Annotated in this window: 22 protein-coding genes and 1 pseudogene; 9 read left to right on the forward strand and 14 right to left on the reverse strand. The window is 61.2% G+C overall.

The genetic code is table 11. From position 1 onward, the window contains the following. The first annotated feature begins 4 nt into the window (after window positions 1-4). Entirely contained in the window at window positions 5-421 is a 417-nt protein-coding gene (locus tag AF71_RS20000; protein WP_018857600.1) for a GNAT family N-acetyltransferase, read from the forward strand. Here AF71_RS20000 and AF71_RS20005 read toward each other — a convergent pair. Both AF71_RS20005 and AF71_RS20010 read right to left on the reverse strand, forming a co-directional pair. Further along, the gene (locus AF71_RS20005; protein WP_169682754.1) at window positions 418-1,728 is read right to left on the reverse strand and encodes an MFS transporter; all 1,311 of its coding nucleotides are present in this window, start codon (window positions 1,726-1,728) and stop codon (window positions 418-420) included. The genes AF71_RS20000 and AF71_RS20005 overlap by 4 nt on opposite strands. A gap of 72 nt (window positions 1,729-1,800) precedes the next feature. Further along, window positions 1,801-2,301 (reverse strand): N-acetyltransferase, encoded by a 501-nt coding sequence (locus tag AF71_RS20010; protein ID WP_025660399.1) that lies wholly within the window; start codon window positions 2,299-2,301, stop codon window positions 1,801-1,803. A gap of 270 nt (window positions 2,302-2,571) precedes the next feature. Here AF71_RS20010 and AF71_RS20015 point away from each other — a divergent pair, with 270 nt between their 5' ends. Next, the gene (locus tag AF71_RS20015; RefSeq protein WP_026371828.1) at window positions 2,572-3,558 is read left to right on the forward strand and encodes a glutathione S-transferase family protein; all 987 of its coding nucleotides are present in this window, start codon (window positions 2,572-2,574) and stop codon (window positions 3,556-3,558) included. A 9-nt stretch (window positions 3,559-3,567) separates the two neighbouring features. Here AF71_RS20015 and AF71_RS20020 read toward each other — a convergent pair whose 3' ends face one another. Next, window positions 3,568-4,005, reverse strand: coding sequence for an NUDIX domain-containing protein (locus tag AF71_RS20020; protein WP_051085592.1), 438 nt, complete (start codon window positions 4,003-4,005; stop codon window positions 3,568-3,570). An 83-nt stretch (window positions 4,006-4,088) separates the two neighbouring features. On the opposite strand from AF71_RS20020, the gene AF71_RS20025 reads away from it, so the two are divergent. From AF71_RS20025 to AF71_RS20040, 4 genes are all read left to right on the forward strand, one after another. Further along, window positions 4,089-5,027: a metallophosphoesterase gene (locus tag AF71_RS20025; RefSeq protein WP_169682756.1), complete on the forward strand. Its 939-nt coding sequence runs from the start codon at window positions 4,089-4,091 to the stop codon at window positions 5,025-5,027. Between the two features lie 150 nt (window positions 5,028-5,177). Next, on the forward strand, window positions 5,178-5,738 hold the full coding sequence (locus tag AF71_RS20030) for a hypothetical protein (protein WP_169682758.1): 561 nt from the start codon (window positions 5,178-5,180) through the stop codon (window positions 5,736-5,738). A gap of 169 nt (window positions 5,739-5,907) precedes the next feature. Next, window positions 5,908-6,414, forward strand: a complete 507-nt coding sequence (locus AF71_RS20035; protein WP_018857593.1) for an RNA polymerase sigma factor — start codon at window positions 5,908-5,910, stop codon at window positions 6,412-6,414. 1 nt (window position 6,415) lies between these two features. After that, on the forward strand, window positions 6,416-7,258 hold the full coding sequence (locus AF71_RS20040; protein WP_169682808.1) for an anti-sigma factor: 843 nt from the start codon (window positions 6,416-6,418) through the stop codon (window positions 7,256-7,258). Window positions 7,259-7,284: 26 nt separating this feature from the next. Here the strand turns inward: AF71_RS20040 and AF71_RS20045 are convergent. Further along, window positions 7,285-8,247: pseudogene (locus tag AF71_RS20045) on the reverse strand (zinc-binding dehydrogenase). A 99-nt stretch (window positions 8,248-8,346) separates the two neighbouring features. On the opposite strand from AF71_RS20045, the gene AF71_RS20050 reads away from it, so the two are divergent. Next, window positions 8,347-8,721, forward strand: coding sequence for a helix-turn-helix domain-containing protein (locus tag AF71_RS20050; protein ID WP_169682760.1), 375 nt, complete (start codon window positions 8,347-8,349; stop codon window positions 8,719-8,721). Window positions 8,722-8,765: 44 nt separating this feature from the next. On the opposite strand, the gene leuA is transcribed toward AF71_RS20050, so the two are convergent. The 3 genes from leuA to AF71_RS20065 form a co-directional block, all read right to left on the reverse strand. Continuing rightward, the gene (leuA, locus tag AF71_RS20055) at window positions 8,766-10,481 is read right to left on the reverse strand and encodes a 2-isopropylmalate synthase (RefSeq protein WP_169682762.1); all 1,716 of its coding nucleotides are present in this window, start codon (window positions 10,479-10,481) and stop codon (window positions 8,766-8,768) included. A gap of 331 nt (window positions 10,482-10,812) precedes the next feature. Beyond that, window positions 10,813-11,997, reverse strand: a complete 1,185-nt coding sequence (locus AF71_RS20060) for a benzoate/H(+) symporter BenE family transporter (protein WP_018857589.1) — start codon at window positions 11,995-11,997, stop codon at window positions 10,813-10,815. A gap of 229 nt (window positions 11,998-12,226) precedes the next feature. Then, window positions 12,227-12,814 carry an ATP-dependent Clp protease proteolytic subunit gene (locus tag AF71_RS20065; RefSeq protein WP_018857588.1) on the reverse strand — a complete coding sequence of 196 codons (588 nt, stop codon included), beginning with the start codon at window positions 12,812-12,814 and terminating at the stop codon, window positions 12,227-12,229. 214 nt (window positions 12,815-13,028) lie between these two features. Here AF71_RS20065 and AF71_RS20070 point away from each other — a divergent pair, with 214 nt between their 5' ends. Continuing rightward, a complete protein-coding gene (locus AF71_RS20070) occupies window positions 13,029-13,832 on the forward strand; it encodes a DUF2076 domain-containing protein (RefSeq protein ID WP_025660408.1) in 804 nt (267 codons plus the stop codon). 126 nt (window positions 13,833-13,958) lie between these two features. After that, window positions 13,959-14,753, forward strand: coding sequence for a glycosyltransferase family 25 protein (locus tag AF71_RS20075; RefSeq protein WP_018857586.1), 795 nt, complete (start codon window positions 13,959-13,961; stop codon window positions 14,751-14,753). Between the two features lie 45 nt (window positions 14,754-14,798). On the opposite strand, the gene queF is transcribed toward AF71_RS20075, so the two are convergent. From queF to AF71_RS20110, 7 genes are all read right to left on the reverse strand, one after another. Continuing rightward, entirely contained in the window at window positions 14,799-15,263 is a 465-nt protein-coding gene (gene queF, locus AF71_RS20080; protein WP_018857585.1) for a preQ(1) synthase, read from the reverse strand. Beyond that, the gene (emfA, locus tag AF71_RS20085) at window positions 15,264-16,178 is read right to left on the reverse strand and encodes a CDF family cation efflux transporter EmfA (protein ID WP_169682764.1); all 915 of its coding nucleotides are present in this window, start codon (window positions 16,176-16,178) and stop codon (window positions 15,264-15,266) included. 252 nt (window positions 16,179-16,430) lie between these two features. After that, the gene (locus tag AF71_RS20090; RefSeq protein ID WP_025660412.1) at window positions 16,431-17,084 is read right to left on the reverse strand and encodes a hypothetical protein; all 654 of its coding nucleotides are present in this window, start codon (window positions 17,082-17,084) and stop codon (window positions 16,431-16,433) included. 11 nt (window positions 17,085-17,095) lie between these two features. Beyond that, complete coding sequence (locus AF71_RS20095) at window positions 17,096-19,255, reverse strand: xanthine dehydrogenase family protein molybdopterin-binding subunit (RefSeq protein ID WP_169682766.1); 2,160 nt, start codon at window positions 19,253-19,255, stop codon at window positions 17,096-17,098. A 3-nt stretch (window positions 19,256-19,258) separates the two neighbouring features. Then, a complete protein-coding gene (locus AF71_RS20100; RefSeq protein ID WP_169682768.1) occupies window positions 19,259-19,717 on the reverse strand; it encodes a (2Fe-2S)-binding protein in 459 nt (152 codons plus the stop codon). A 254-nt stretch (window positions 19,718-19,971) separates the two neighbouring features. Further along, window positions 19,972-20,679, reverse strand: coding sequence for a DUF2161 family putative PD-(D/E)XK-type phosphodiesterase (locus AF71_RS20105; protein ID WP_169682770.1), 708 nt, complete (start codon window positions 20,677-20,679; stop codon window positions 19,972-19,974). 17 nt (window positions 20,680-20,696) lie between these two features. Continuing rightward, a complete protein-coding gene (locus tag AF71_RS20110; RefSeq protein ID WP_018857579.1) occupies window positions 20,697-22,886 on the reverse strand; it encodes an anthranilate synthase in 2,190 nt (729 codons plus the stop codon). Between the last annotated feature and the right edge of the window lie 158 nt (window positions 22,887-23,044).

The following is a 23,044-nucleotide window of genomic DNA, read 5'->3' on the forward strand; positions in this document are numbered from 1 at the left end:
CGGCATGGCCGAGTTTGAAGTGACCGGCTCGCCCGCCGCCGATGATCTCAGCACGATCGGCGACGCGCTATCAGCCTTCAACGTCCATGACGTCGGCCCAGCCGAACGGCAACCGCTCGCGGTTCTCATTCGAGATACCGACGGGAACGTCACCGGTGGCCTGTCCGGCTATACCGCCTGGGGATGGCTCTTCACGCAGTTGCTGTACATTCCCGACAAGGAACGCGGCAAGGGCATGGCCGGCAAGATCCTTGCTTTGGCGGAAGAGGAAGCAGCGGCACGTGGCTGCCATGGGGCTTGGATCGACACCTTCAATCCGCTAGCCCTGCGAGCGTATCAACGGCAAGGCTACGAGATATTCGGCGAACTACCAGAGTTTCCGAAAGGCCGTACCCGCACGTTTCTGCGCAAGATGCTCTAGCTGAGCGCCGCCTGGCGTGTTTCAATATCGATCGCCGTTGCCGCAAAGGCCGCCACGACCAGCAGGCCCGCAAACAGGCCGATGGCCAGACCGAACCCACCCGTGACGATGAACGCCATCAGGGATGGAGCCAGCAGTCCGCCAAGGCGGGCCATCGCCCCCGCAGCGCCCATGCCTGTCGCCCGTGAGGCGGTGGGATAGAGTTCCGGGGTGTAGGCATAGAGCGCGCCCCACGTCCCGAGTAGCGCAAAACTCATGACCAGCAGCGACGCGCCGATCAGCATGTCGTCAGGAGAAACCACGAAGAGCAGGCAACCAAGCGCAGACAGCAGGCAGAAACCGATCAAGGTCGGCCTGCGACCCCAAGCCTCGACCCCGTAGGCGGCAAGTACATAGCCCGGGATCTGAGCCAGGGCGACGAAGACCAGAAAGCCGTATCCGCGGACGAAGCCGAACCCATCGCTGGCCAGCTTCGCCGGCATCCAGGTGAAGACCCCGTAGTAGGAAACGGAAACCAGGAACCAGATCGTCAGGATCAGTACACTTCGGCGACGAAGCTCGTCGGAGAAGATGCCCTCAGCCACCTGCGACGACGCGACGATTTGATCCTCGGGCAGCAGTGGTGCTTTCCGGTGCAGCGCCAGCATTCGGTTGACGATCACCTTGGCCTCGCCCGCCCGCCCGGTCCGCAGCAGGTAGAGTGGCGATTCAGGAACGAAGAAGCGCAGTGTCAGGCCCAGCAGCGCCGGAACTGCGGTGACGGCGAAAATGTAGCGCCAGGTATCGGCTACCCCGGCGACGCTCGCAGCCCAGGCAGCCAGTGCGACGATCAGCGTGCCGACCGCCCAGAAGCCTTCCAACGCCACCAGCCAGCGGCCACGGCTCTTGGCGGGCAGGAACTCCGCCATCATCGCATAGTCGACAGGCAACGTGCCACCGACCGCCACTCCTGTCAGGAAACGCAGCACGAGCAGGCTGGCAAAGCTGGGAGCGAAGATGGAAAGGGTGCCGAAAAGCGCATCGCAGGCAACAGTGGTGATCAGGACCCGACGCCGCCCGACCTTGTCGGCCAGGCGCCCAAAGGCGACAGCGCCGATGAGCATGCCGAGAAAGAACAGCGTACCTGTCTGCAGGGCTTGCGGAACAGTCAACCCGAAGGTGGCCGCGATCGAGGCTGCCGTAAAGCCGACGGCGAGGACCTGCATCGCGTCCGCTGTCCAGACAAGACCGAAGATGCCGATCAGGCGCCACTGGAAGGGCCCGGTGCCGGCGCGATCCAGCGCCTCGTCCATGGAAACGTTGCTCATGCTACCTCTCAAGCCGCTGAAAAATCACGCGAAGCGTGTCTCAGGCCTATGGCTCTCAATACCGCATGCAACCTATTTTCGCCAGCCGATAGTTCCCTTCAGCCTGCTATGCGCATCCTCGACAAGCGGCACGACCAGCACGCGAGACGGATCAACGGGACCGGGAAACGTGATCGCGTTGTGGGCCACCCGCTCGAAGCCGAGGGGGCAGTAGTAAGGCGGATCGCCGACGAGGATGACCGCTTCCGATCCCTTGCGACGCGCGGCGTCGATGGCAATCCGGACGAGTTCCCGGCCGATGCCGCGACCCTTGTGCGACGGCCGTACTGCAAGCGGCCCAAGCAGGTGCCCATTCACCGAGCCGGCCTGAACAGCCGTCATGCGCACAGATGCAATGGTCTCGCCATCATCGGCGCAAATGAAGGAGAGCGAGAGATCGTGCGGCCCCTGCTCGCGGATCCGGGCGGCCGCACGCGTATGCCGGCCAGGGCCGAATGCTTCTTCGTTGATGTGTTCGATAGCAGCGTCGTGCGACGCATCCTCAGTGAGGTAGACCAGATCGTGCTTGTGCATGATGAGACGGAAACCGGATAGACAGAGTTGATGGATCTCGAGCACGCCGTCAGGCGTTCGGGAGCATCAGCGTCGTCGCAGGTTTCTCGGTGCAAACATCAAATCGGTTTCCAGAAATGTGAAATCGCCGATAGCAGGAAAAATTTCAGTCGTCCAATGGAAATTTAGAAAGCGACGGCGCGGCGTGACGCAGTGTTCAATCTTTACCGCCCTGCAAATCGCCAGGACGTGGGATATGTTCGAGCCAAGGAAAATTTGAAGGATCACAATATGGGCATGCTGGTTGATGGCGTCTGGCATGACGTCTGGTACGACACGAAGGAAACCAAGGGGCACTTCAAGCGCACCGCCTCGCAGTTTCGGAACTGGATTACAGCGGACGGAGCGGCTGGCCCGTCCGGAACGGGTGGTTTCAAGGCAGAGGCAGACCGCTACCACCTTTATGTCTCGCTGGCGTGCCCGTGGGCGCATCGGACCCTGATCTTCCGCAAGCTGAAGAAGCTCGAAAACCTCATCAGCGTTTCGGTCGTCGATCCGCTGATGCTTTCGAAGGGCTGGGAATTCAAGATCGGCGACGGCGCCACCGGCGACCATCTCTTCGACGCCAAGACGCTATACGAAATCTACATGAAGGCCGACCCGCACTATTCCGGCCGGGTGACCGTTCCGGTCTTGTGGGACAAGAAGACCAACACGATCATCAACAACGAGTCCTCCGAAATCATCCGGATGTTCAACAGCGCCTTCGATCATCTGACGGGCTCGACCGCCGATTTCTACCCGAACGACCTGCACGCCGATATCGATGAGCTCAACGCTGTCGTCTACGACACCGTCAACAACGGCGTCTACAAGGCCGGCTTTGCCACGACACAGGAAGCCTATGGCGAAAATGTCGTCAGGCTCTTCGAAACGCTGGACATGCTGGAAGACCGTCTCGGCAAGGGTCGTTATCTCTTCGGCGATCGACTGACCGAGGCCGATTGGCGGCTGTTCACGACTTTGGTGCGCTTCGATGCTGTCTATGTCGGCCACTTCAAGTGCAACATTCGCCGCATCGACGACTACCCCAATCTGTCGGCCTATCTGCGCGATCTCTATCAGACGCCGGGCGTCAAGGAGACGGTCAACTTCCGCCACATCAAGGACCACTATTACCGCAGCCACAAGACGATCAATCCGACCGGCATCGTGCCTGTCGGCCCGGCACTGGATCTCGATCGCCCGCATGGCCGTGCCCTACTGGCAGCGGCCTAGCCCTGCGCTCTACCACACGTGGGCGGGCTCCCGCTCGCCCGCGAGTTCAGCCAGACGACGACGCGTTGCGTCCGTTGTGCCCACTGGCAGATCATCGATCGCGAAGAAGCCGCACTCGACGATTTCCCGGTCTGGCGGGCGCGGTGCCGTCTGCTCAACCTGCGTCTTATAGAAAAGGACATGATCGCGGCGGCTGGCCGCCGTATTGAAATAGATGTGGAAGAGCTCCGGCCGTCCGAGGATGCGCAAATTCCCTTCCTCGCGAAGCTCCTTGATCAAGGCTTCCTCGGCAGTCTCATTGCGCTCCAGCCCGCCGCCAGGCATGTGCCAGCCCGGCAGGTAGCTGTGCCGCACGAGAAAGATACGACCCGCCGAATCGAAGCAGGCGGCCCGCACGCCCATCGTCATTCCGCGCGCAACAGCGAAATACATATGCACGATGCGCATCAGCACTCGCGATTGCCAGGGGCGTATGGTTCTGGTCACGCTTTTTCCAATTCCGCTAATCCGTTCAAGCAGATGTGTTTGAATTGCAGACTGACTGGGCTATGTGTCGTCGCATGTTCAAGCTCGCACACATCTCCGATATCCATCTCGGCCCTCTTCCTCGCCTTTCGGTCCGCGAGCTCTTTTCCAAACGCATTACCGGCTTTGTGAACTGGCATCGCAACAGGAGCAAGCACCTTTTCGGTAGCACGCTCGATCTGCTGCTCGATGACATACACGCGAAGCAAGCCGATCATTTGGCGGTTACCGGCGATCTCGTGAACCTCGCAAGCGGACTGGAGATCCGAGCCGCAGCCGCTTGGCTGAAAGAACTCGGTGATCCCGAAGACAATTCAATCGTGCCGGGAAACCACGATGCCTACGTGCCCGGCGCCTACGAAAAGTCGGTGCGCGCATGGTACGACAATGTGCGCGGTGACCTCGCTCCAGCCGAATGGCAGGAAAATCGCCACGTCTTTCCCTATCTTCGCGTTCGCGGCAAGGTCGCGATCGTCGGCTGTTCGACGGCGGTCGCGACGCCCCCTTTCGCGGCCAGCGGCTTCTTCGGCGAGCGCCAGGCCCGCGATACGGTGAACATGCTGCGTGCCGCTGGCGAGGCCGGCTTGTTTCGCGTCGTGATGATCCACCATCCGCCGATCCGCGGCGCGACCTCCTTCCACAAGCGGATGATCGGCATCCGCCGCTTCGGCGCCGTGATCTCCACCGGCGGTGCAGAACTGGTGCTCCACGGCCATACCCATTTGAACACGCTGCACTGGCTGCGCGGCCAGACTGGTCCGGTTCCCGTCGTCGGTATCGCCTCTGCATCGCAGGGGCCCGGCGGGCTGAAACCCCGTGCCGGCTACAACCTCTTCTCGATCGATGGCGCACCGGGCGCTTGGGAGCTGACCGGGGAACGGTTCAGCATCAACTCCATGGGCGATGGCGTGTGCAGCGAAAGCGTCGATATTTTCAAGGCTTAGCGCCGTTTTTGGATTCATCTTCTTCGCCAAGCTGATTCAGGAATTCAAGATGACGATATCTTGAATTTGGCAAAGCATCCGAGGTCTTGGCAATTGGCGATTGCCACGTAAACTTGTCGCCTCGGCAGCACCAATTCACGGAGTTATTGCATGCCCATGGCGTCGATCAGTCTTCGCAGTCTGGCTTTGGCCGGCTCGCTTGCCCTCGCAGTCTCCTCATCCGCCTTTGCCATCGGCGACGAAAGCGACGAAACCAAGCCGCCGCCAAAGACCGAAACGACGACAAAATGTGCCGGCGGCAAGGTTTGGGATGCGAAGCGCAAGGAATGCGTGGTCCCGAAGAAGAATTCGTTCAACGACGATGAACTCTACAAGGCTGCCCGCGAATTTGCCTATGCCGGTCAATACGACAACGCCCTGACGGTGCTTCAGCTTGCCAGGAACCAGAACGATCCGCGCATCCTGAACTATCTCGGCTATGCCAACCGCAAGGCGGGCAGAATGGAGCTGGGGATGTCGTATTACCGCAAGGCGCTGCAGGCGGACGAGAATTATATTCTGGCACGGTCATATATGGGACAAGCTTTGGTGGAACAGGGTGACGTGCAGGGAGCGCGTGTCCAGCTCGTCGAGATCCGGGATCGGGGCGGCGAGCAGACCTGGGCCTATCGCTCGCTGCTGCAGGCACTGAATGGTTATCGTACATACTGACGTTGATCCGAGCCGAGCCTAATGAAGAAAAGCTTTGAGAACCCGTGGGATAGGCCGCCGGATGCTTGCGAAGCATCCGGTACTTGTTTCATAAAGGACACAGAAGCAATATAAATCGATATGCTGCTGGGCGCTCTCGCCGACCGCCCAAGCATTACCTGGAAAGACTATGCGTCAACCCGTGACGACCATCGATATCAGACGCGACCTGGTGGGCCTTCTGCCCCGGCTGCGGCGTTTCGCGATGACCCTTGCAGGTGACGCAGCGAGTGCGGACGAACTCGCACAAGTGGCGTGTGAGCGCGCCATCGCCAAGAGCGGACAATGGAATGGCGAAGGCCGCCTGGAAAGCTGGGTCTACGCCCTCGCCCGCCAACATTGGACGGACGAGCATCGGCGTCGGAAGCCGCACCCCACTCCCAGGGGCAATGTCACCGATATCCGGGAAGCGAACCGCGATCGCACCTCGCTTGTCAATCCCGATGTCATCCACCGCATGATCGCCGACATGCCGGAAGGCACATCCAGCGCCTTTTTGCTGGTTGTTGTCGAAGGGCACAGCTATCAGCAGGCCGCCGACATCATGGGTGTCACCATCAACATCGTCGTATCCCAGCTTGCCGCGGCGAGACTGCATTTCGCCAGTGTCGCGGACAACTATCCTCACAGGTACTGAATTGCTCGATTTCAAGAAACTGCCGCTCGATGCTCAGCTAGCCGCCCTGCTGGATGGCGAGACGACGCCCGAACAGAAGCATGAGCTTGAGCAGCGCCTGGCCACCGACGAGGGTGCCAAGCGGCTCTACGACAAGCTGCGACACGGCGCCGACTTCGGAAAGCACCGCCTCGACGACGTTCTCAGGGAGCCGGTTCCACTCGCCCTCGTGCGGTCGATCAAGAGCGCGCAGCCACCAAAGGCTCCGGTTGCACCGCGCGTTTCGCGGCCCTCCTTCAAACTTGCGCCGATCGGCCCACAGGCTCTTGCGGCTGCAATCGTCCTCCTCATTGCCGGCTGTGGCATCGGCTTCTTCGCCGCCGGCAGCATGAGCACCATGCAATCGCCTGCCGCGACAACGATGGAAGCCATTCCTGACTCCAACCAGTGGCTGACCGACGTCATCGCCAACCAGCGGCTTATCGCCCGCCAGCCCCGTCATATTTTCGAGGTTCCGTCGACCCAGGCAGAGGAAATTTCTACCTGGCTGACCTCAACGGTCGGCGTTGCATTCCGTGTCCCTGACCTGTCGGAACAGGGCTGGACCTTCCAGGGTGCCCGCGTCTTCATCGGCGACAGCAGGCCGGTCGGCCAACTCGTCTACACCAGCTCCGATGGCGACCTGGCTTCCATCTGCTTCCGCAAGGACAACCTGCCTTCCGAGGCAGACGATTTCAAGGAAACGATCAAGGACGAGATCGGCGTCGTTTCCTGGCACAATGCCGGCACATCCTATGTGCTCGTTGGCCCGTCGTCGGAAGCCTCGCTTGGCCAGCTCGCCATGCAGGTCGCTACATCGATCTGAACCTTTCAGGGTTGAATTGAAAAGCTTTAGGACATCAGGACCACCTTCCCCGTTGCCATGCGGCTTTCGATCGCCCGATACGCCTCCGCTGCGCCGTGAAGCGGAAACTGGCGCCCGGGTAAGAGCCTCAGCTCCCCGGAAGCGGCCAGTTCGAAGAGCGACTGGAGATCGGGAACAAGACTTGCTCCCAGCAACGGCAGAAGCGCAAGGCCTCTCAGCGACTGGTTCTTGTCGAGCATGCGGGTAATGTCCTCGGCTGTGGCTGCGAACCGGCCGAGCGCCGCAAAGACAAGTTCGCCGCCATCCGCGAGAACCGCGAGCGACGCACGCGTCATGTCGCCACCAATCGTGTCGTAAACAACGTCCGGGCGGAGGCCAGCTAAAGACGTTTCCCAGCCGGGGGCGCTATAGTCTATAGCCAGATTAGCCCCCATCTCCAGCGCCAGCGATCGCTTTGCTGCGCTCACTGCCGTCGCGATCACGCGCCGAGCACCACGACGCCTGGCAAGCTGGGTCAGCAAGGAACCCACGCCACCTGCCGCGGCATGAACAAGGACCGTTTTGCCCATCAGCGAGCTTTGCTGGACCATATGCAATGCTGTCAGTCAATGCACCACCAGGGCAGTTGCGCCGGAAAAGGGGAGCCTATCGGGTATAGGCACGGCATATCCTGCGTCGACCGCCACATATTCGGCGTATCCGCCTCCGTGACCGAGGGCAAAGAGCGGCACGGCAACTCGCGTCCCAAGCCGAGTGCCGTCGACGCCTTCACCCACTTTCTCGACCACTCCGGCAACTTCGACGCCCGGCAGCATCGGCAATAGAGGCGTCACCGCGTAGCGGTCAGCGCGCATCAAGACTTCAAAGAAATTGACGCCTACGGCGTGAACCCTAACGAGCACTTCGCCGGCCTGCAGTTCGGGCACCGGCAGCTCAACACAGGTCAAGACCTCGGGCGAACCGAAATGGTCGTAGCGGATGGCTTTCATAGCAAACCTCACGTTTGAATTGGCGTGAGATGCGCCTTAGCAATAAGCTGCGCTGCCAAAATACAGAGAATTTGGTGCTACACCCACCAGGAGGTGACCATGACCGCTCCGATCAAGAAGCTGCCCAGATTGCCTGTCGAGCGGGCGCTCAAGGTGATAGCCGGACGCTGGAAGCCTATCATCCTTTATTATGTCTTCGATGGCCCGAAGCGCCTGTCGGAGCTCAAGCGGATGTTGCCAAAGATCACCCAAAAGGTGCTGATCCAGCAGCTGCGCGAGATGGAGAAGCATGGTCTGGTGACCCGGCAGATCTTCGCAGAGGTACCTGCACGCGTCGAATATTCGGCAACTGAGGTGGGTTTGGAGTTGGAACCGGTTCTGCTGGCGCTCTGCAAATGGGGTCAGAAACATGCCGAAGCACAGGACGAGGCAAACGATATCGTGCCACGCAACCGGGCACGGCTGGCTGCCTGAGCCGGATAAAGTGCGCAGCAGAATACTCCGCTGCGCTGATTTCGTCAGGCCTTTCCGGCCCGCACCTCAAGCACGCGGTTCGCAGCCGAGACGATCGCCTCCAGCGACGCCCCGACAATGTTCGTGCTGATGCCGGCGCCAAAGAGCTTGCCGCCAGGATAGGACGTCTCGACGTAGGAGATCGCGGCAGCGTTCGAACCGTGCTGCAGCGAATGCTCCGAATAATCCTCGACCGACATCTCGATGCCGAGATAGTGCGAGAGCGCGTTGATAAAGCCGTCGACCGGGCCGTTGCCCCTGCCCTCGATATGCTTCGTCTCGCCGTTATCAGTGATTTCGGCGGCAACGATGCGTTGCCCCTTGCGCTCGGGATCGGCATAGGTGTGGTGCTCAACAAACTTGATGCGGCCTTGCGGCTGCGTCACGTAGCGCTCGACGAAACGGTCGTAGATCCGCTTCGACGGCAATTCCTTGCCTTCTTCATCGGTGATCCGCTGAATGTCTTCGCGGAATTCGACCTGCAGGTTACGCGGCAGATTGAGCCCGTAGTCCTGCTGCAAGATATAGGCGATGCCACCCTTGCCGGACTGCGAGTTGATGCGAATGATCGCCTCGTAGGAGCGACCGACGTCCCGCGGATCGATTGGCAGGTAAGGCACTTCCCACACTGGATGGTTGGCGACCTTGATCGCCTTCATGCCCTTGTTGATCGCATCCTGGTGCGAGCCGGAGAAGGCTGTATAGACCAGTTCGCCGACATAGGGGTGGCGCTCGCCGATCGGCATCTGGTTCGAATATTCGAAGACTTCCTTCATCCGCACGATATCAGAGCAGTCGATCTCGGGGTCGACGCCCTGCGTGAACATGTTCAGCGCCATGGTGACGACGTCGACGTTGCCGGTGCGCTCGCCATTACCGAAGAGCGTGCCTTCAACGCGGTCGGCGCCCGCCAGCAGGGCCAGTTCGGCGGCGGCGATGCCGGTGCCGCGGTCGTTGTGCGGATGCAGCGAAATGATCAGGTTTTCGCGGTTGTCGAGATTGCGGCACATCCACTCGATCTGGTCGGCATAGACGTTCGGCGTCGCCATTTCGACGGTCGACGGCAGGTTGATGATCAGCTTGTTATCGGGCGTCGGCTTCATCACCTCGATAACGGCGTTGCAGATGTCCAGCGCCACGTCGAGCTCGGTGCCGGTGAAGCTCTCCGGCGAATATTCGAAACGATAGCCGCCGCCGGCCTTCGCCGCCATGTCGGAGATCATCTTTGCCGCATCGACGGCGATTTGCTTGATGCCGTGGACGTCCTTGCCGAACACCACGCGACGCTGCAATTCGCTGGTGGAGTTGTAAAAGTGAACGATCGGGCGGTTCGCGCCTTCAAGCGCCTCGAAGGTGCGGGTGATCAGCTCCGGACGGCACTGCACCAGCACCTGCAGCGAGACGTCGTCGGGCACATTGCCCTGCTCGACGCACCAGCGCGCGAAATCGAAGTCGGTCTGCGACGCGGACGGGAAACCGATCTCGATTTCCTTGAAGCCCATGTCGAGCAGCAGCTGGAACATGCGGGCCTTGCGGTCGTGGCCCATCGGATCGACCAGCGCCTGATTGCCGTCGCGCAGATCGACCGAACACCAGATCGGCGCCTTGGTCAGCGTCTTCGACGGCCACGTACGGTCAGGGATATTTACCTGCGGATAGGCGCGATACTTGATCGCCGCCTCGGGCATGCCTTTGGTTTGGGAGCGGGTGTTCGTGTCCATGTCTTCTCTTCCTCTTCCCGTCATCTGGCCAGCCGCGTCGTAGCGTATTGGGTCTGGCTTGGCGATGACGAATCCGGTGCGAAAGCATCCGGCTGATCAGTTTTCGGGATTGGTCACGAGGAGCGATGGCCTGGGCGGGCTTTCGGCCGCCGGGCGCTCCTCAACGGACCCGGCAACCGCGCGTAAGGCCGAGGAGAAGAAGCGAGGTAAGGGCACGCGTGTTGTCACGGAGCGCGATGCGCCCGCGAGCAACCTGCTCAGAAATCGTGATGCCCGTGTTCTTCATGGTCGCGCTTATAGCCGGGGTACAAAAAACTGGCAATCCCTCCGTCTATTTTTTCGCCGCTTGCACGATACGTGACAGGGCCAGCATCAGCCCTCCGGCGAGCAATCCCCAGAATGCGCCCGAGATTCCTCCGAAGGAAACGCCCGATGCCGTCACCAGGAACGTGATGGCTGCCGCCTCCCGCGAGTCCTGTGCCTGGAAGGCCGACATGGCGGAACTGGAAAACGCCCCGACCAGTGCGAGACCGGCCACTGCCTGGATCAGGATCGGCGGCGCCAAGGCAACGAACGTCGTCACCGCGCCTGCCAGCAGGCCGAGAATAACGTAGGAGATGCCTGAGACGAGGACAGCCCAATAGCGTCGCGCGGGATCGGGGTGCGCGTCCTGGCCGGCGCACATCGCGGCGGTAATCGCCGCGAGATTCACCGCATGGCCGCCGAATGGCGCCGAGACTATCGAGAACAGTCCGGTCACGGAAAAAAGCGGCCCGGGCTTCGGCGCGTAGCCGCTCACCTTCAAGACGGCGATGCCGGGAATGTTCTGCGACGCCATGGTGACGATGAAAAGCGGCAGGGCGATGGAGATGAAAGCCGGCAGGTTGAAGACGGGCATAACGAACTCGACGGGCGGCCGCAGCGCTTGTTCGATCGAGCCGAGCGCTCCATCGGGAATGTCCACGCCAAAGGCAACCACCAGCACAAAGGCTGCGAGCGCCGCAGGCACTGCCCAGAGCCGCTTGAACGCGCCGACGACAATCCACGCCAGCGCTATCGGCAAGCCTAGCAACGCATTGAAACTGATCGCCCTAACCGGGGCAAAACACAAGCCGATCAGAACGCCAGCGAGCATTGCATTGGCCAGAGGCGCCGGAATGGCGGCCACCGCCCGGCCGAGCGGCTTGAACAGGCCGGCGATGACGATCAGCACCGCGCAAATCAGAAACGCACCGACCGCCGCATTGAACCCACCCTCAACCACACCGGTACTTGCAAGCAGCGCCCCACCCGGCGTCGACCAAGCAATGCTGATGGGCAGCCGCGTCACGCTGCTGAGCAAGATCGCACAGAGCCCCAGCGCGATCGACAGCGCCATAAGACCCGACGCCGCCTGCGCATCCGTCGCGCCGACACTCTGCAGGCCGTGCAGGACAACGGCAAACGAACTGGCAAATCCCACGAAGGTGGTGAGGATGCCCATGAACAGGGCCTGGATGGAAAAATCTTTGAGCATCGCGGGACTCGAGCAGCGGAAAGTCCGCATGGAGCACGAGGGAACGCGGCGAGGCAAGGGCAGAAAGAGCCGATATGGTTCTGCTTCCTGCTAGCGCGTTGTCTGGCGGGCCCGATGGCCAACAGAGCTCGCTCAGGCTAGCCACATCAAAGGGTCACGACGCATCAGACCACAAAAAAGCGCCCTCGCCCGCTGTCTGGCAGGCAAGGGCGCTTCTCATAGCTCAAAATCAGATCTCGGCCTGCGACGTGATGATGCGCGAGACGAGGCCGTAAGCCTTCGCTTCTTCAGCAGACAGCCAATAGTCGCGGTCGGTGTCGGCAGCGATCTTCTCGTAGGGTTGGCCGGTGGCTTCAGCCATGATCTTGTTCAGGCGCTCGTTCATCTTGATGATTTCACGAGCCTGGATCTCGATATCGGAAGCCATGCCGCGCGTGCCGCCGGACGGTTGGTGCAGCAGGAAGCGCGTGTTCGGCAAGCAAAGGCGCTGTTCCTTCGGAGCCGCGACATAGATCAGTGCGCCGGCGGATGCGACCCAGCCGGTTCCGATCATCCAGACTTTCGGCTTGATGAACTTGATCATGTCATGGATCGAATCGCCGGATTCGACATGGCCGCCGGGCGAGTTGACGTAGATGCGAATATCGTCGTCATTGGCCGCGGCAAGCGCCACGAGCTGCGTGCAGACCTTCTGCGCGAGTTCCTGCGTAATCGGCCCGTAGATGAAGATCGAACGCGACTTAAAAAGGTTCGCCTCCGTTTCCTTGCCGAGCGGCAGTTCCTTCGTCTTGTCGTCCTGTTCTTCTTCTTCGTACATTCGAACCTCTCTTACGTCCAATTCGGTTCACCGCACATAGTGCGACTCCATGCGTAAAACAATGCGGGAAAAAGACAAGCCACGGAACGGGTGAAGATATGGTTAGGCAGCCGGGCCGGGTTACGGCGATGTAACTTAGCGCGGCTTTGAAAAGTCGGAATCGGTTCCTACGTCATCCCTAGGCGCAAATCGCCAGCAACAAAGGAGACCGGCCATGTCACCTGAAGAACGCCAATTGCTGACCGCCCTTTTCGAGCGCGTCCGCACCGCATCGGCAACGCCGCGTGACCATGACGCCGAAGCGCTGATCGATCAGGGAACGCGCGAGCAGCCTTATGCCACCTATTATCTTGCGCAAGCCGTGATCGTGCAAGAGAAGGGCCTGGAAGCGGCAGCCAACCACATCAAGCAGTTGGAGGAGCGCATTCGTCTGCTCGAGGCCGACCAAAGCGAATATCACAAGGCCGAACAGGGTGGCGGCTTCCTTAGCTCGATCTTCGGCAGCAGCCAGGCACCGCAGCAGCCGGCGGCGCCTCCGCCCTCCTCCGGTCCGTGGGGAAGCGCCCCGCGTCAGCAGATCCAGCAGGAGCGCGGCTTCGACACGTCACCTCGAGCCGTGCCGCAGCAGCCGACCGGCCCCTGGAGCTCACAGGCGGCGGCACCTTCCGCGGGCGGCAGCTTCCTGCAGGGCGCGCTCGGCACGGCGGCTGGCGTTGCGGGCGGCATGTTGCTTGCCAATTCGCTGAGCGGGATCTTCGGGAGCCACATGTCGTCGCTTGGCTGGGGTAGCCCGCTTGCCGGCAACAATCCCTTCGGCAACGCGCCGACTGAAGAGACTGTCATCAACAACTATTTCAACAGCGACGGCGACAAGCAACAGGCATCGAATGATACCGGCAACGCACAACAGGTCGTCGACGATAATGACAACGATAACGACGATGCCAGTCTGCAGCAGGCCGCTTACGACGACAGCGACGACGATCAATCCGACAATGACGACAGCTTCGACGTCTGATCCGAGATCCGGCATCCGCCTAATCGGCCATTGGCCCCGAGTTTCCGTGGGCATGGCACCGCATCGATTGATAAGCCCCCGCCGGGCGGATAAGGTCCGCCGACATTGTCGAGCAGGCGGGCATCAGTGAAGATCCTTATCATCAGTCGGAAGGCCGAGGAGAAGAGACGACAGTTCCAGACGCAGCAGATGCGCAGACTTGGCCTCGATTTCAAGTTCCTGGATGCGTTCGAAGCCCGCGACCTTTCTGCAGAAGATTGCCAGAAGGCAGCAAACAGCTGGCCGAGCCCGACGCTGCGCGAAGACGTTGCCTGTTTCACCTCGCACAGGATCGCCTGGCAGATCATCATCGACCGCAACGAGCAGACGTTGATCCTCGAAGACGATGCGGTGCTTGCCGAAAGCTTTGCCGATGTACTCGCCAGCATTGAAGCGCGCGCCGAGGACGGCGACTGCGCCTACGATCTCGAATTCGCGCCGCGCCCGCATATCCTGGCAAGGACGCCCCTCTGGACCGACGGCATCTACAGGGCAACACGGGTGTTCCAGAACCGTGTCGGGACAGCAGGCTACGTCATCGGCCCGCGCACGGCAAAACGGATGCTCGAGGATACCAAGATTTACGGCCTCCTCGATGCCTATATGTGGCATCGCGCTTGGCTGAAGGCCTACCAGATCGAACCGGCGCCGGTCATCCAGATGCAGTTCCTGGACGGCAGCGCCGACAAGACGGCTTTCGTACGCAGGTCGATCGACCGCGCCTTCACCCCCCGGAGCAAGCTGCGCAAGAACCTCATGCGGCTCTGCCTCGAGGGCATCAAGACGAGAAACCTGATCCGGGGCTGGCTCGGCGGCGAGAAGCGCCCGCTGCGAATGGATCGCGCAAGCTTCCCGCTCGATCCCACCAAATCAGGCGACTGATACGACGGCGATACGAGACGATCGCCACCGACTCTTTTCAAATCATCAGCCGCGGCCGCGATAGGTCGCGACACCCTGGTCGGGCAGCCACACGCCCTCCGGCGGCTTGCCGGTCTGCCAGAAGACGTCGATCGGAATACCACCGCGCGGATACCAGTAGGCGCCAATTCGAAGCCACTTCGGGTCGAGCAATTCGACAAGCCGCTTGGCGATATAGACCGAGCAATCCTCGTGGAATGCACCATGGTTGCGGAAAGCATGCAGGAAGAGCTTTAGCGACTTCGATTCCACCAGCCATTCGTTCGGGATGTAATCGATCACGATGTGGGCGAAATCGGGCTGGCCCGTCATCGGGCAGAGCGACGTGAATTCCGGTGCTGTGAAGCGGACGACATAGTCGGTGCCGGCATGACTCGACGGCACCTTCTCAAGAACCGCCTCTTCGGGTGATTTCGGAGATTCCGTCTGGCTACCCAGCATGGACAGGTTGGATACGTCTGTTGTGGGCATTCAAGCCTCCTTGATGACTTTGACGCGGATGCCATGAGCCTTTTCGCCCTCCGGCTCCACGTGAATGGCGATGCTGGAGCCCCGATGCGCTGCACGGATGGCATCTTCAAGGCGATCGCAGATATCGTGCGCCTGCCTTACAGACATGGCTGCCGGCACGACAAGATGAAAATCGACAAAGGTGACCGCGCCCGCGCGGCGCGTCTTCAGATCGTGCACGCCGATCGAGCCGGCGGCATGGGTGGCAATCGCCTGCTTGATCGCCTCCTCCTCCTCGGATGTGACAGCCTGATCCATCAGGCCACCGATCGAATTCGAGATCACCTTCCAGCCCTGATAAAGAATGTTGACGGCAACCAGAATGGCAAGCACAGGGTCGAAGATTGCATAGCCGGTGGCCAGCGCCAGAAGCAGGCCGATAAGAACGCCGACCGAAGTGAAGACGTCAGACATGATGTGCTGGCCATCCGCCGTCAGCGCTGCCGAGCGATACTTGTGCCCGGTCCTGATCAGGATCTGCGCCCAGACGGCATTGATCACGCCGGCGACGAAGTTGATCGCAAGACCGAGCGCCGGCGCATCCAGCATCTGGGGATCGAAGAGATGCCCAATCGCCTCGTTGACGATCAAGAGCGCCGCCACGACGATCAACGCGCCCTCGGTTACGGCCGAAAGATATTCCGCTTTATGATGACCGAACGGATGATCGTGGTCGGCCGGTTTCTGCGCATAGCGGATGACGAAGAAGGCGATGAAGGCGGCAACGACGTTGACCGTCGATTCCAGCCCGTCCGACAGCAATGCCACCGAACCGGTTATCCACCATGCAAGCATCTTCAGGCCCATCACGCCGAGCGACATCGGGATGCCCCAGAGCGCCAACCGCCGAACCGTAAGATTGCCCTTCTCGTCCATCTTCATCCCCTGCGCAGACATCGGTGCGGATGCGAATGAATTGCAGAAACCAACCTATCCAAACGCAAAACCGCCCGCGCGAAAATCGCACAGGCGGCCAATGGGGTTCATATGGGCGAAGCCGTACCGTTTGTCAAAGGTCAAGGTCACAAAACCAGGCCCCTTACCAGACGCTCGGCTTGGAAAAAGCGCCTGGAGCTGAACCTTAGGGTCGTCAAGCGTCGAGACTGACCGACGCTTGACGCCGTCTCATCATCCGGCCGGACAGGCGGCTCCCGTGTCGACCCAGGCCTTGATCAACTCACCGAACTCCGCCTGGGTGCCCGGCGCGGGCTCGCGGCCCTCCCCGGGGTTCCAGCCCCAGCCGACGAGGCTGTCATGGGACATGTGCTCGACGATCTTGCTCAGATCCCTGCCGCCGTTGCGTGCCGGGTCCTTGAGCTGCTGACAGATTTCGCCGAGCGACTTGCCCACCCACGCCATTTCGATCGGCGCCAGATGCCAGGCCGGATTGCCGGGAATGCTCTTCAACGTCGGCGATTGCCCCACGACAGTGGCATTGTCCGCGCCGTGACAGGTATTGCACATCATGCCGGGCACACCCATTCCGCCATCGCCGCGGGTCACCGGCGGCTGATGCGGATGCATCGCCATCGTCTGCAGCGGCCTGTCGCCCGCCGGATGGCAGTTCAGACATCGGGGATGCTCGATCACTTTGCTTGCCTCTTCGAAGAGAGCGACCGAGCGCGCCTTCTGATCGGCGATCGACGAAAAGGATGCCGCGGGCTTGAGTGTCGACATGTCGGACGCGGGCGCCGTCTGCGCCAGCGCCATGAACGAGGCGGGCAAAGCCGCAAGAAGGGAGAGGCCGCCTGCTGCGCAGGCGAGTGCTAGTCTGCTTTTCATCTCCGCCTCCCTCAGCTCGTCGCCACGGCAACGATCGGAAGGCTGCGAACCGGCGCACCGGTCAGTCGCCGCCAGGCATTCGCCGTCGCGGGTCCGACGGGCGGTACGCCTGGCTCCCCGACACCCGTAGGCGGCGCATCGGATTTGATAACGGCGACCTCGACATCCGGCATCTCATTAATCCGGATCGACCGATAGTCGTGGAAGTTCGACTGCATGATCGCGCCGCCCTCCCCAAGCGTCACGGCATCGAACAGCACCGCGCCGAGACCATAGCCGATGCCGCCTTCCATTTGTGCCTTGATGACGTTCGGGTTGATCGCCACGCCGCAATCGACCGCACACCAGACCTTGTGGACACGAGGCACGCCATCGGTCCCGGCCGAGACTTCGACCACCTGGCCGACATAGGTGTTGAAGCTCTTGACCACCGCCACGCCGCGCTCTCTGCCTTCGGGGACCTTCCCTCCCCAATCGGCAAGCTCGGCGGCCTTGTTCAACACGCCCGCGTAACGCGGGTCCTCCTTCAACTGCTGGAGCCGCCCCAGAACCGGATCCTTGCCAGCCATCTGGAACAGTTCGTCGAGGAAAGTCTCGACCGCAAATCCGGTATGCGTATGCCCGACCGACCGCCACCACAGCGGCGGGATCGACAGGTTCACATTATGCGACACCACTCGCAGGTTCGGCACGTCGTAGGGCAGGTCCGAGGCCCCTTCGACCGAAGTGCTGTCGAGATCCGCCTTGGCCAAGATCGATTGGCCGACGATCGCCTGATCCCAGGCGACGATGCGGCCATCCGCATCGATGGCGCCGCGCATCTTGTGAAGATACATCGGGCGGTAATAGCCGCCGCGAATATCGTCCTCGCGCGTCCACATGTGCTTGACCGGACGCGACTGGTCGGTCGCCGCAAAGACTGCCGCCGCCTCCTGCATATAGGGCGAACCAAACTGCGCCTTGCGCCCGAAGCTGCCGCCGGTGATCTGGGTATTCAGCCGGACCTTCGACGGGTCAAGCCCGACGATCTTCGCCGCCGTCGCCTTGTCCATTCCGGGAAACTGCGCACCATTATAGACGTCGAGACTTCCATCCGCCGCCTTGATGAAGACCGCGTCGAGAGGCTCCATCGGGGCATGGGCAAGGAACGGAAAGACGATCTGGGCCTCCAGTATCTTCAGATTTGCATCGCCGAAGGTTTTTTCGACGTCGCCTTTCTCAGATGCCACGATGCCCTTTTCGCTCAGCGCCTTGGCGTAGTCGGCAGAGAGTTGGTTGCTGGAGCGCGTTTCCGCCTTCGACAGATCCCACTCGACCTTCAGCACTGACCGGCCCTTCAGTGCGGCAAAGGTATTGTCGGCATAGACGGCAACTCCCTGCGGCAGCTGCTTGACATCGACCACGCCTTTTACCTTGCGGGCTTCACTGTCGTCGAAGGATTTGACCGCAGCTCCGAAATGATCCGGGTGAGCCACCACCGCGACAAGAAGATTGTCGGGCACGATGTCCAGCGTATAGATCGCCTGGCCATTGGTCTTGGAGAACGTGTCGAGTTTCGGCAATTCCTGACCGATAAGCGTGAAGTTCGCGGGGTCCTTGAGATTGACGTTAGACGGCGGCTTGATGCCCGCGGCTTGCGTTGCCAGCGCACCGAAGCCGCTCTCCTTGCCCGAACCGGCATGCTTGACGCGGCCCTTTTCGACCGTGATTTCGCTAGCCGGCACGTTCCATTCATCGGCGGCTGCCGCAACCAGCATGGCCCGTGCCGTTGCGCCCGCCTTGCGGAACTGCTCGTAGGAATTGGCGATGGATGACGAACCGCCGGTGCCCTGCAGGCCAAAGGCGAGGTTGGCATAGACCTTGTCGTCGGCGGGCGAATGCACGGCGCGCATCTGCCCCCAATCGGCATCCAACTCCTCGGCCACCAGCGTCGCGAGGCCAGTGAACGGCCCCTGCCCGAACTCGATATGCTTGGAAAGGATCGTCACCATATCGTCGGTGCCGATCCTGACGAAGGTGTTCAGCGTCACCAGCGAATCCGGGCCACCGGCCTGCACACCGCTTTCGGCGGCGAAGGCGGATACCTTCGGCATCAGCGCAAAGCCGATCACCAATCCACCCGTGCCCGCAAGAAAGGCGCGGCGCGTTGCTGAAATTTCCTGGATCGTCATGGCTCAACCCTCCATCGAAGCAGCGGCGTTGTGAATGGCCGCGCGTATCCGGTGGTAGGTGGCGCATCGACAGATATTCCCGGCCATGGCACCGTCGATATCCTCGTCGGTCGGCTTGGGAATGTTCTGCAGCAACGAGACGGCCGACATGATCTGGCCCGACTGACAGTAGCCGCATTGCGGCACGTCGATCGCGATCCAGGCGGTTTTCACAGCCTCCGCTTCTTTGCCTTCGACCGCTTCGATCGTAATGATCTCGGAGCCCTCAGCTGTCGAAATCGGGGTAATGCAGGAGCGACGCGTAAAGCCGTCCATGTGCACAGTGCAGGCGCCGCATTGGGCGACGCCGCAACCGTATTTCGTGCCTGTCAACCTTTCGAAATCGCGGATAACCCATAGCAGCGGCGTATCCGGATCGCCGCCAAAAGTTCTTTTCTGTCCATTGAGCGTGAACGTAACCATGGTCGAGCCTCGGGATTGGCTGGACCCATTGCGGCCCCAGCGAGCGTCGCAGCATTTTTCACAACGGGTAAGCTAGGGCGATTGGAACGCCGCGACCACGGCCCTCCGATAAAGGTTGCGTTACTGGAGGTCCGGCCTATCGACCGCCGCACGTAGCTAAGCCGGCGTTCAATTGCGCGGTCCTGTAGCCAACAATCTTGGGGCTGCGTGCGCACAAGTGCTATGCCGGCGACCACTGCTCATTCCGGATGGCGTCAGAAATTCTCCGCCGGGTCGACGATACCTGTACTACCGCCTTCAGCAGCGATGCTGACGGATTGCGGCCAGCGGAGGAGCGCCGCTTCGCCCACTGCCGTCAGGGCATAGACGCCCTTGTCTCGCCGTTCGAACCAACCGTAGACATTGCCGAGCAGGATCTTCCCCGCGTCCGGCGCCAGCGTCTTCATGTCGCGCGGTCGCACCAAACCCTGCTGGAGTGCTGCAGCGCAGATCAGCGCACGCTGGCGATAGGCCGTCATGACAGGCGCACGCGTACTGCCGCCGACGGCGGGATCGCCGCACCGGCGCTGATGTTCCCTGACCAGCCGCGACCGGCGTTTCGGATTTGTGCGCGGCATCGGCGAAACCGAGCTAACGATGACACTGACGTCGCCGCCGTCGGACACGCCGAGCATGCCGATCCCGAGGCGGCGGCAAAGATCGCGGTAGCGCTTGTCAGCCTCGCGCCCGCGTCCCTTGGCGGACACGCGGGCAGCGATCCACACCTCGTCGCTCATGGCGGCGCGATCGACCGCCTGCAGGACGAGCTCGAGGTTGAAGCTGAGCTTCAACTCGCACACCACCACGACAGGCGGCTCGCCCTCGGTCAAGCCGACGAGATCGCATCCGCCGATCTCGCCTTTGACGACATAGCCTGCCGCCTCCAGAAAGCCTTTGACTGGCAGATAGAGCGAGGTTTCCATCGAGAGCCGCGCCGCCGTCAGGCCGCCTTGGTCTTTGCCTTGCGTGAGAGATGGGCGACGACGTTCTCGATCATCCGCATGCCGGCATCGCCGCCAAGCGTCATGATCGATTCCGGGTGGAACTGCACCGCCGCGATCGGCTCCTTGGTGTGCTCGATACCCATGATCGTGCCGTCTTCGCTTTCCGCCGTGATCATGAATTCACGCGGCAGAGTCGATGGATCGGCGAAAATCGAGTGATAGCGGCCCACCGTCACTTCCTTGCCAAGGCCGGAGAAAACCAAGCCAGGTTCAAGAATGCGGATACGCGACGGCTTGCCATGCATCGGCACTGCCAGATGGCGAAGCTCGCCGCCATAGGCTTCCGCCAATGCCTGCAGGCCGAGGCAGACGCCGAAGATCGGCAGGTTGCGCGCCCGCGCCTTCTTGATCGTCGCCTTGCAATCGAAGTCCTTCGGATTGCCGGGCCCCGGCGACAGCACGACGAGATCAGGATCCAGCCGGTCGAAGATTTCCTCCGGCACCGGTGTGCGCACGGTGGAGACCGTCGCCCCTGTCTGGCGGAAATAATTCGCCAACGTGTGCACGAAACTGTCTTCGTGGTCGACGAGCAGGATCTTGACGCCCTTGCCGACGACGGCAACGTCGCGGCTGACCTTGCCGGAGTTGCCGGCCTTGGCATCGCGGATGGCGGAAAGCATGGCGGAGGCCTTCAGTTCGGTTTCGGCTTCTTCTTCGTGCGGATCGGAATCGTTGAGCAAGGTCGCCCCTGCCCGGACTTCGGCGATGCCGTCCTTGATGCGCACGGTGCGCAGCGTCAGGCCAGTGTTCATGTCGCCGTTGAAGCCAACCATGCCGATCGCGCCGCCATACCAGGCGCGCGGGCTCTTCTCATGGCTTTCGATGAAGCGCATGGCCCAGAGTTTCGGCGCGCCGGTCACCGTCACGGCCCAGGCGTGGCTGAGGAAGCCGTCGAAGGCATCCATGTCGTCGCGAAGTCGGCCCTCGATGTGGTCGACGGTGTGGATGAGACGCGAATACATCTCGATCTGGCGGCGACCGATGACCTTGACCGAACCTGGCTCGCAGACGCGTGACTTGTCGTTGCGGTCGACGTCCGAGCACATCGTCAACTCGGACTCGTCCTTCTTGGAATTCAAGAGCTTCAGGATCTGCTCGCTGTCGGCGATCGGATCATCCCCGCGTTTGATCGTGCCCGAGATCGGGCAGGTTTCGATGCGGCGGCCCGACACTCGCACGAACATCTCAGGCGAAGCACCGACGAGATATTCCTGGTTGCCGAGATTGATGAAGAAGGAATAGGGCGACGGGTTGATCGCCTTCAGCCGCTTGGAAATGTCGGACGGCTTGCTGTCGCAGCGTTCCATGAATTTCTGGCCGGGAACCACTTCGAAGAGGTCGCCCTTGCGGAAGCTTTCCTTCGCCTTGACGACAAGATCGGCGTATTCGCCGGGGCGATGATCGCTCTTCGGTGGGATGGCATCCGTGCGCTGGAAGGGTTCGGCAGGAATGTCGCCCGCCTTGCCCTCGGTGGAAAGCCCGCCCTTTTCGAAATCGTAGCGGTCGATCCAGGCTTTGGCCGAGTAGTTGTCGACGACGAGGATCTCATCCGGCAGGTAGAGCACCATGTCGCGCTGGTCGGCCGGGCGCGTCAGCTTCAGATTGATCGCATCGAACTGGAAGGCAAGATCGTAGCCGAAGGCGCCATAGAGGCCGAGGCTCGCATCCGCCTTCGAATAGAAGAGATCGGTGACGGCGCGCAGCACCGTAAAGACGGTGGGGATCTTCGAGCGTTCTTCCTCGGTAAAGGCGCGCTCCGGCGTCTTCACCGTTAGGTCGAGACGGCGTGCCGAGGACGCGCCGAGCACGAGGTCGGAAATTGTCTTCAAGCGCTCGGCGACAAAGGCGAGGATTACCGCACCACGCTCGTTGTAGGCTTCGATCCAAACCTGGCGGCCATTGCAGGAAATACCGAGCGGCGGATCGACGACGGCGGTGTCCCAACGTGTGTAACGGCCCGGATATTCGTAATTCGACGAGAAGACGGCACCGCGGCGCTCGTCGAGCTTGTCGATATAGGAGGAGACCGCATCGGCGTAAGGAATCGCGCGCCGCTGCCGGGTAACGGTGATACCGCCCCGGGTCTCGTAAATTTCCGCTCCGTCATCACGAAGGATCGTTACCATTGTTCCACTCCGTTATCAGGCCCGGATGACAGGCAGCCTTAAAAACAAAAAAGCCGCCTGGCGTTTTCCGGGCGGCTCATCGTCGTCTTTGGACACGATTGGTCGAGGCCGCCTCAGCGAGCCCACCACCAAACTGCAATGTTCAAGGACGTATTCAT

Origin of the sequence: Rhizobium sp. 57MFTsu3.2, from assembly GCF_012932765.1 — a bacterium.
GTDB classification, from domain to species: Bacteria; Pseudomonadota; Alphaproteobacteria; order Rhizobiales; family Rhizobiaceae; genus Rhizobium; species Rhizobium altiplani.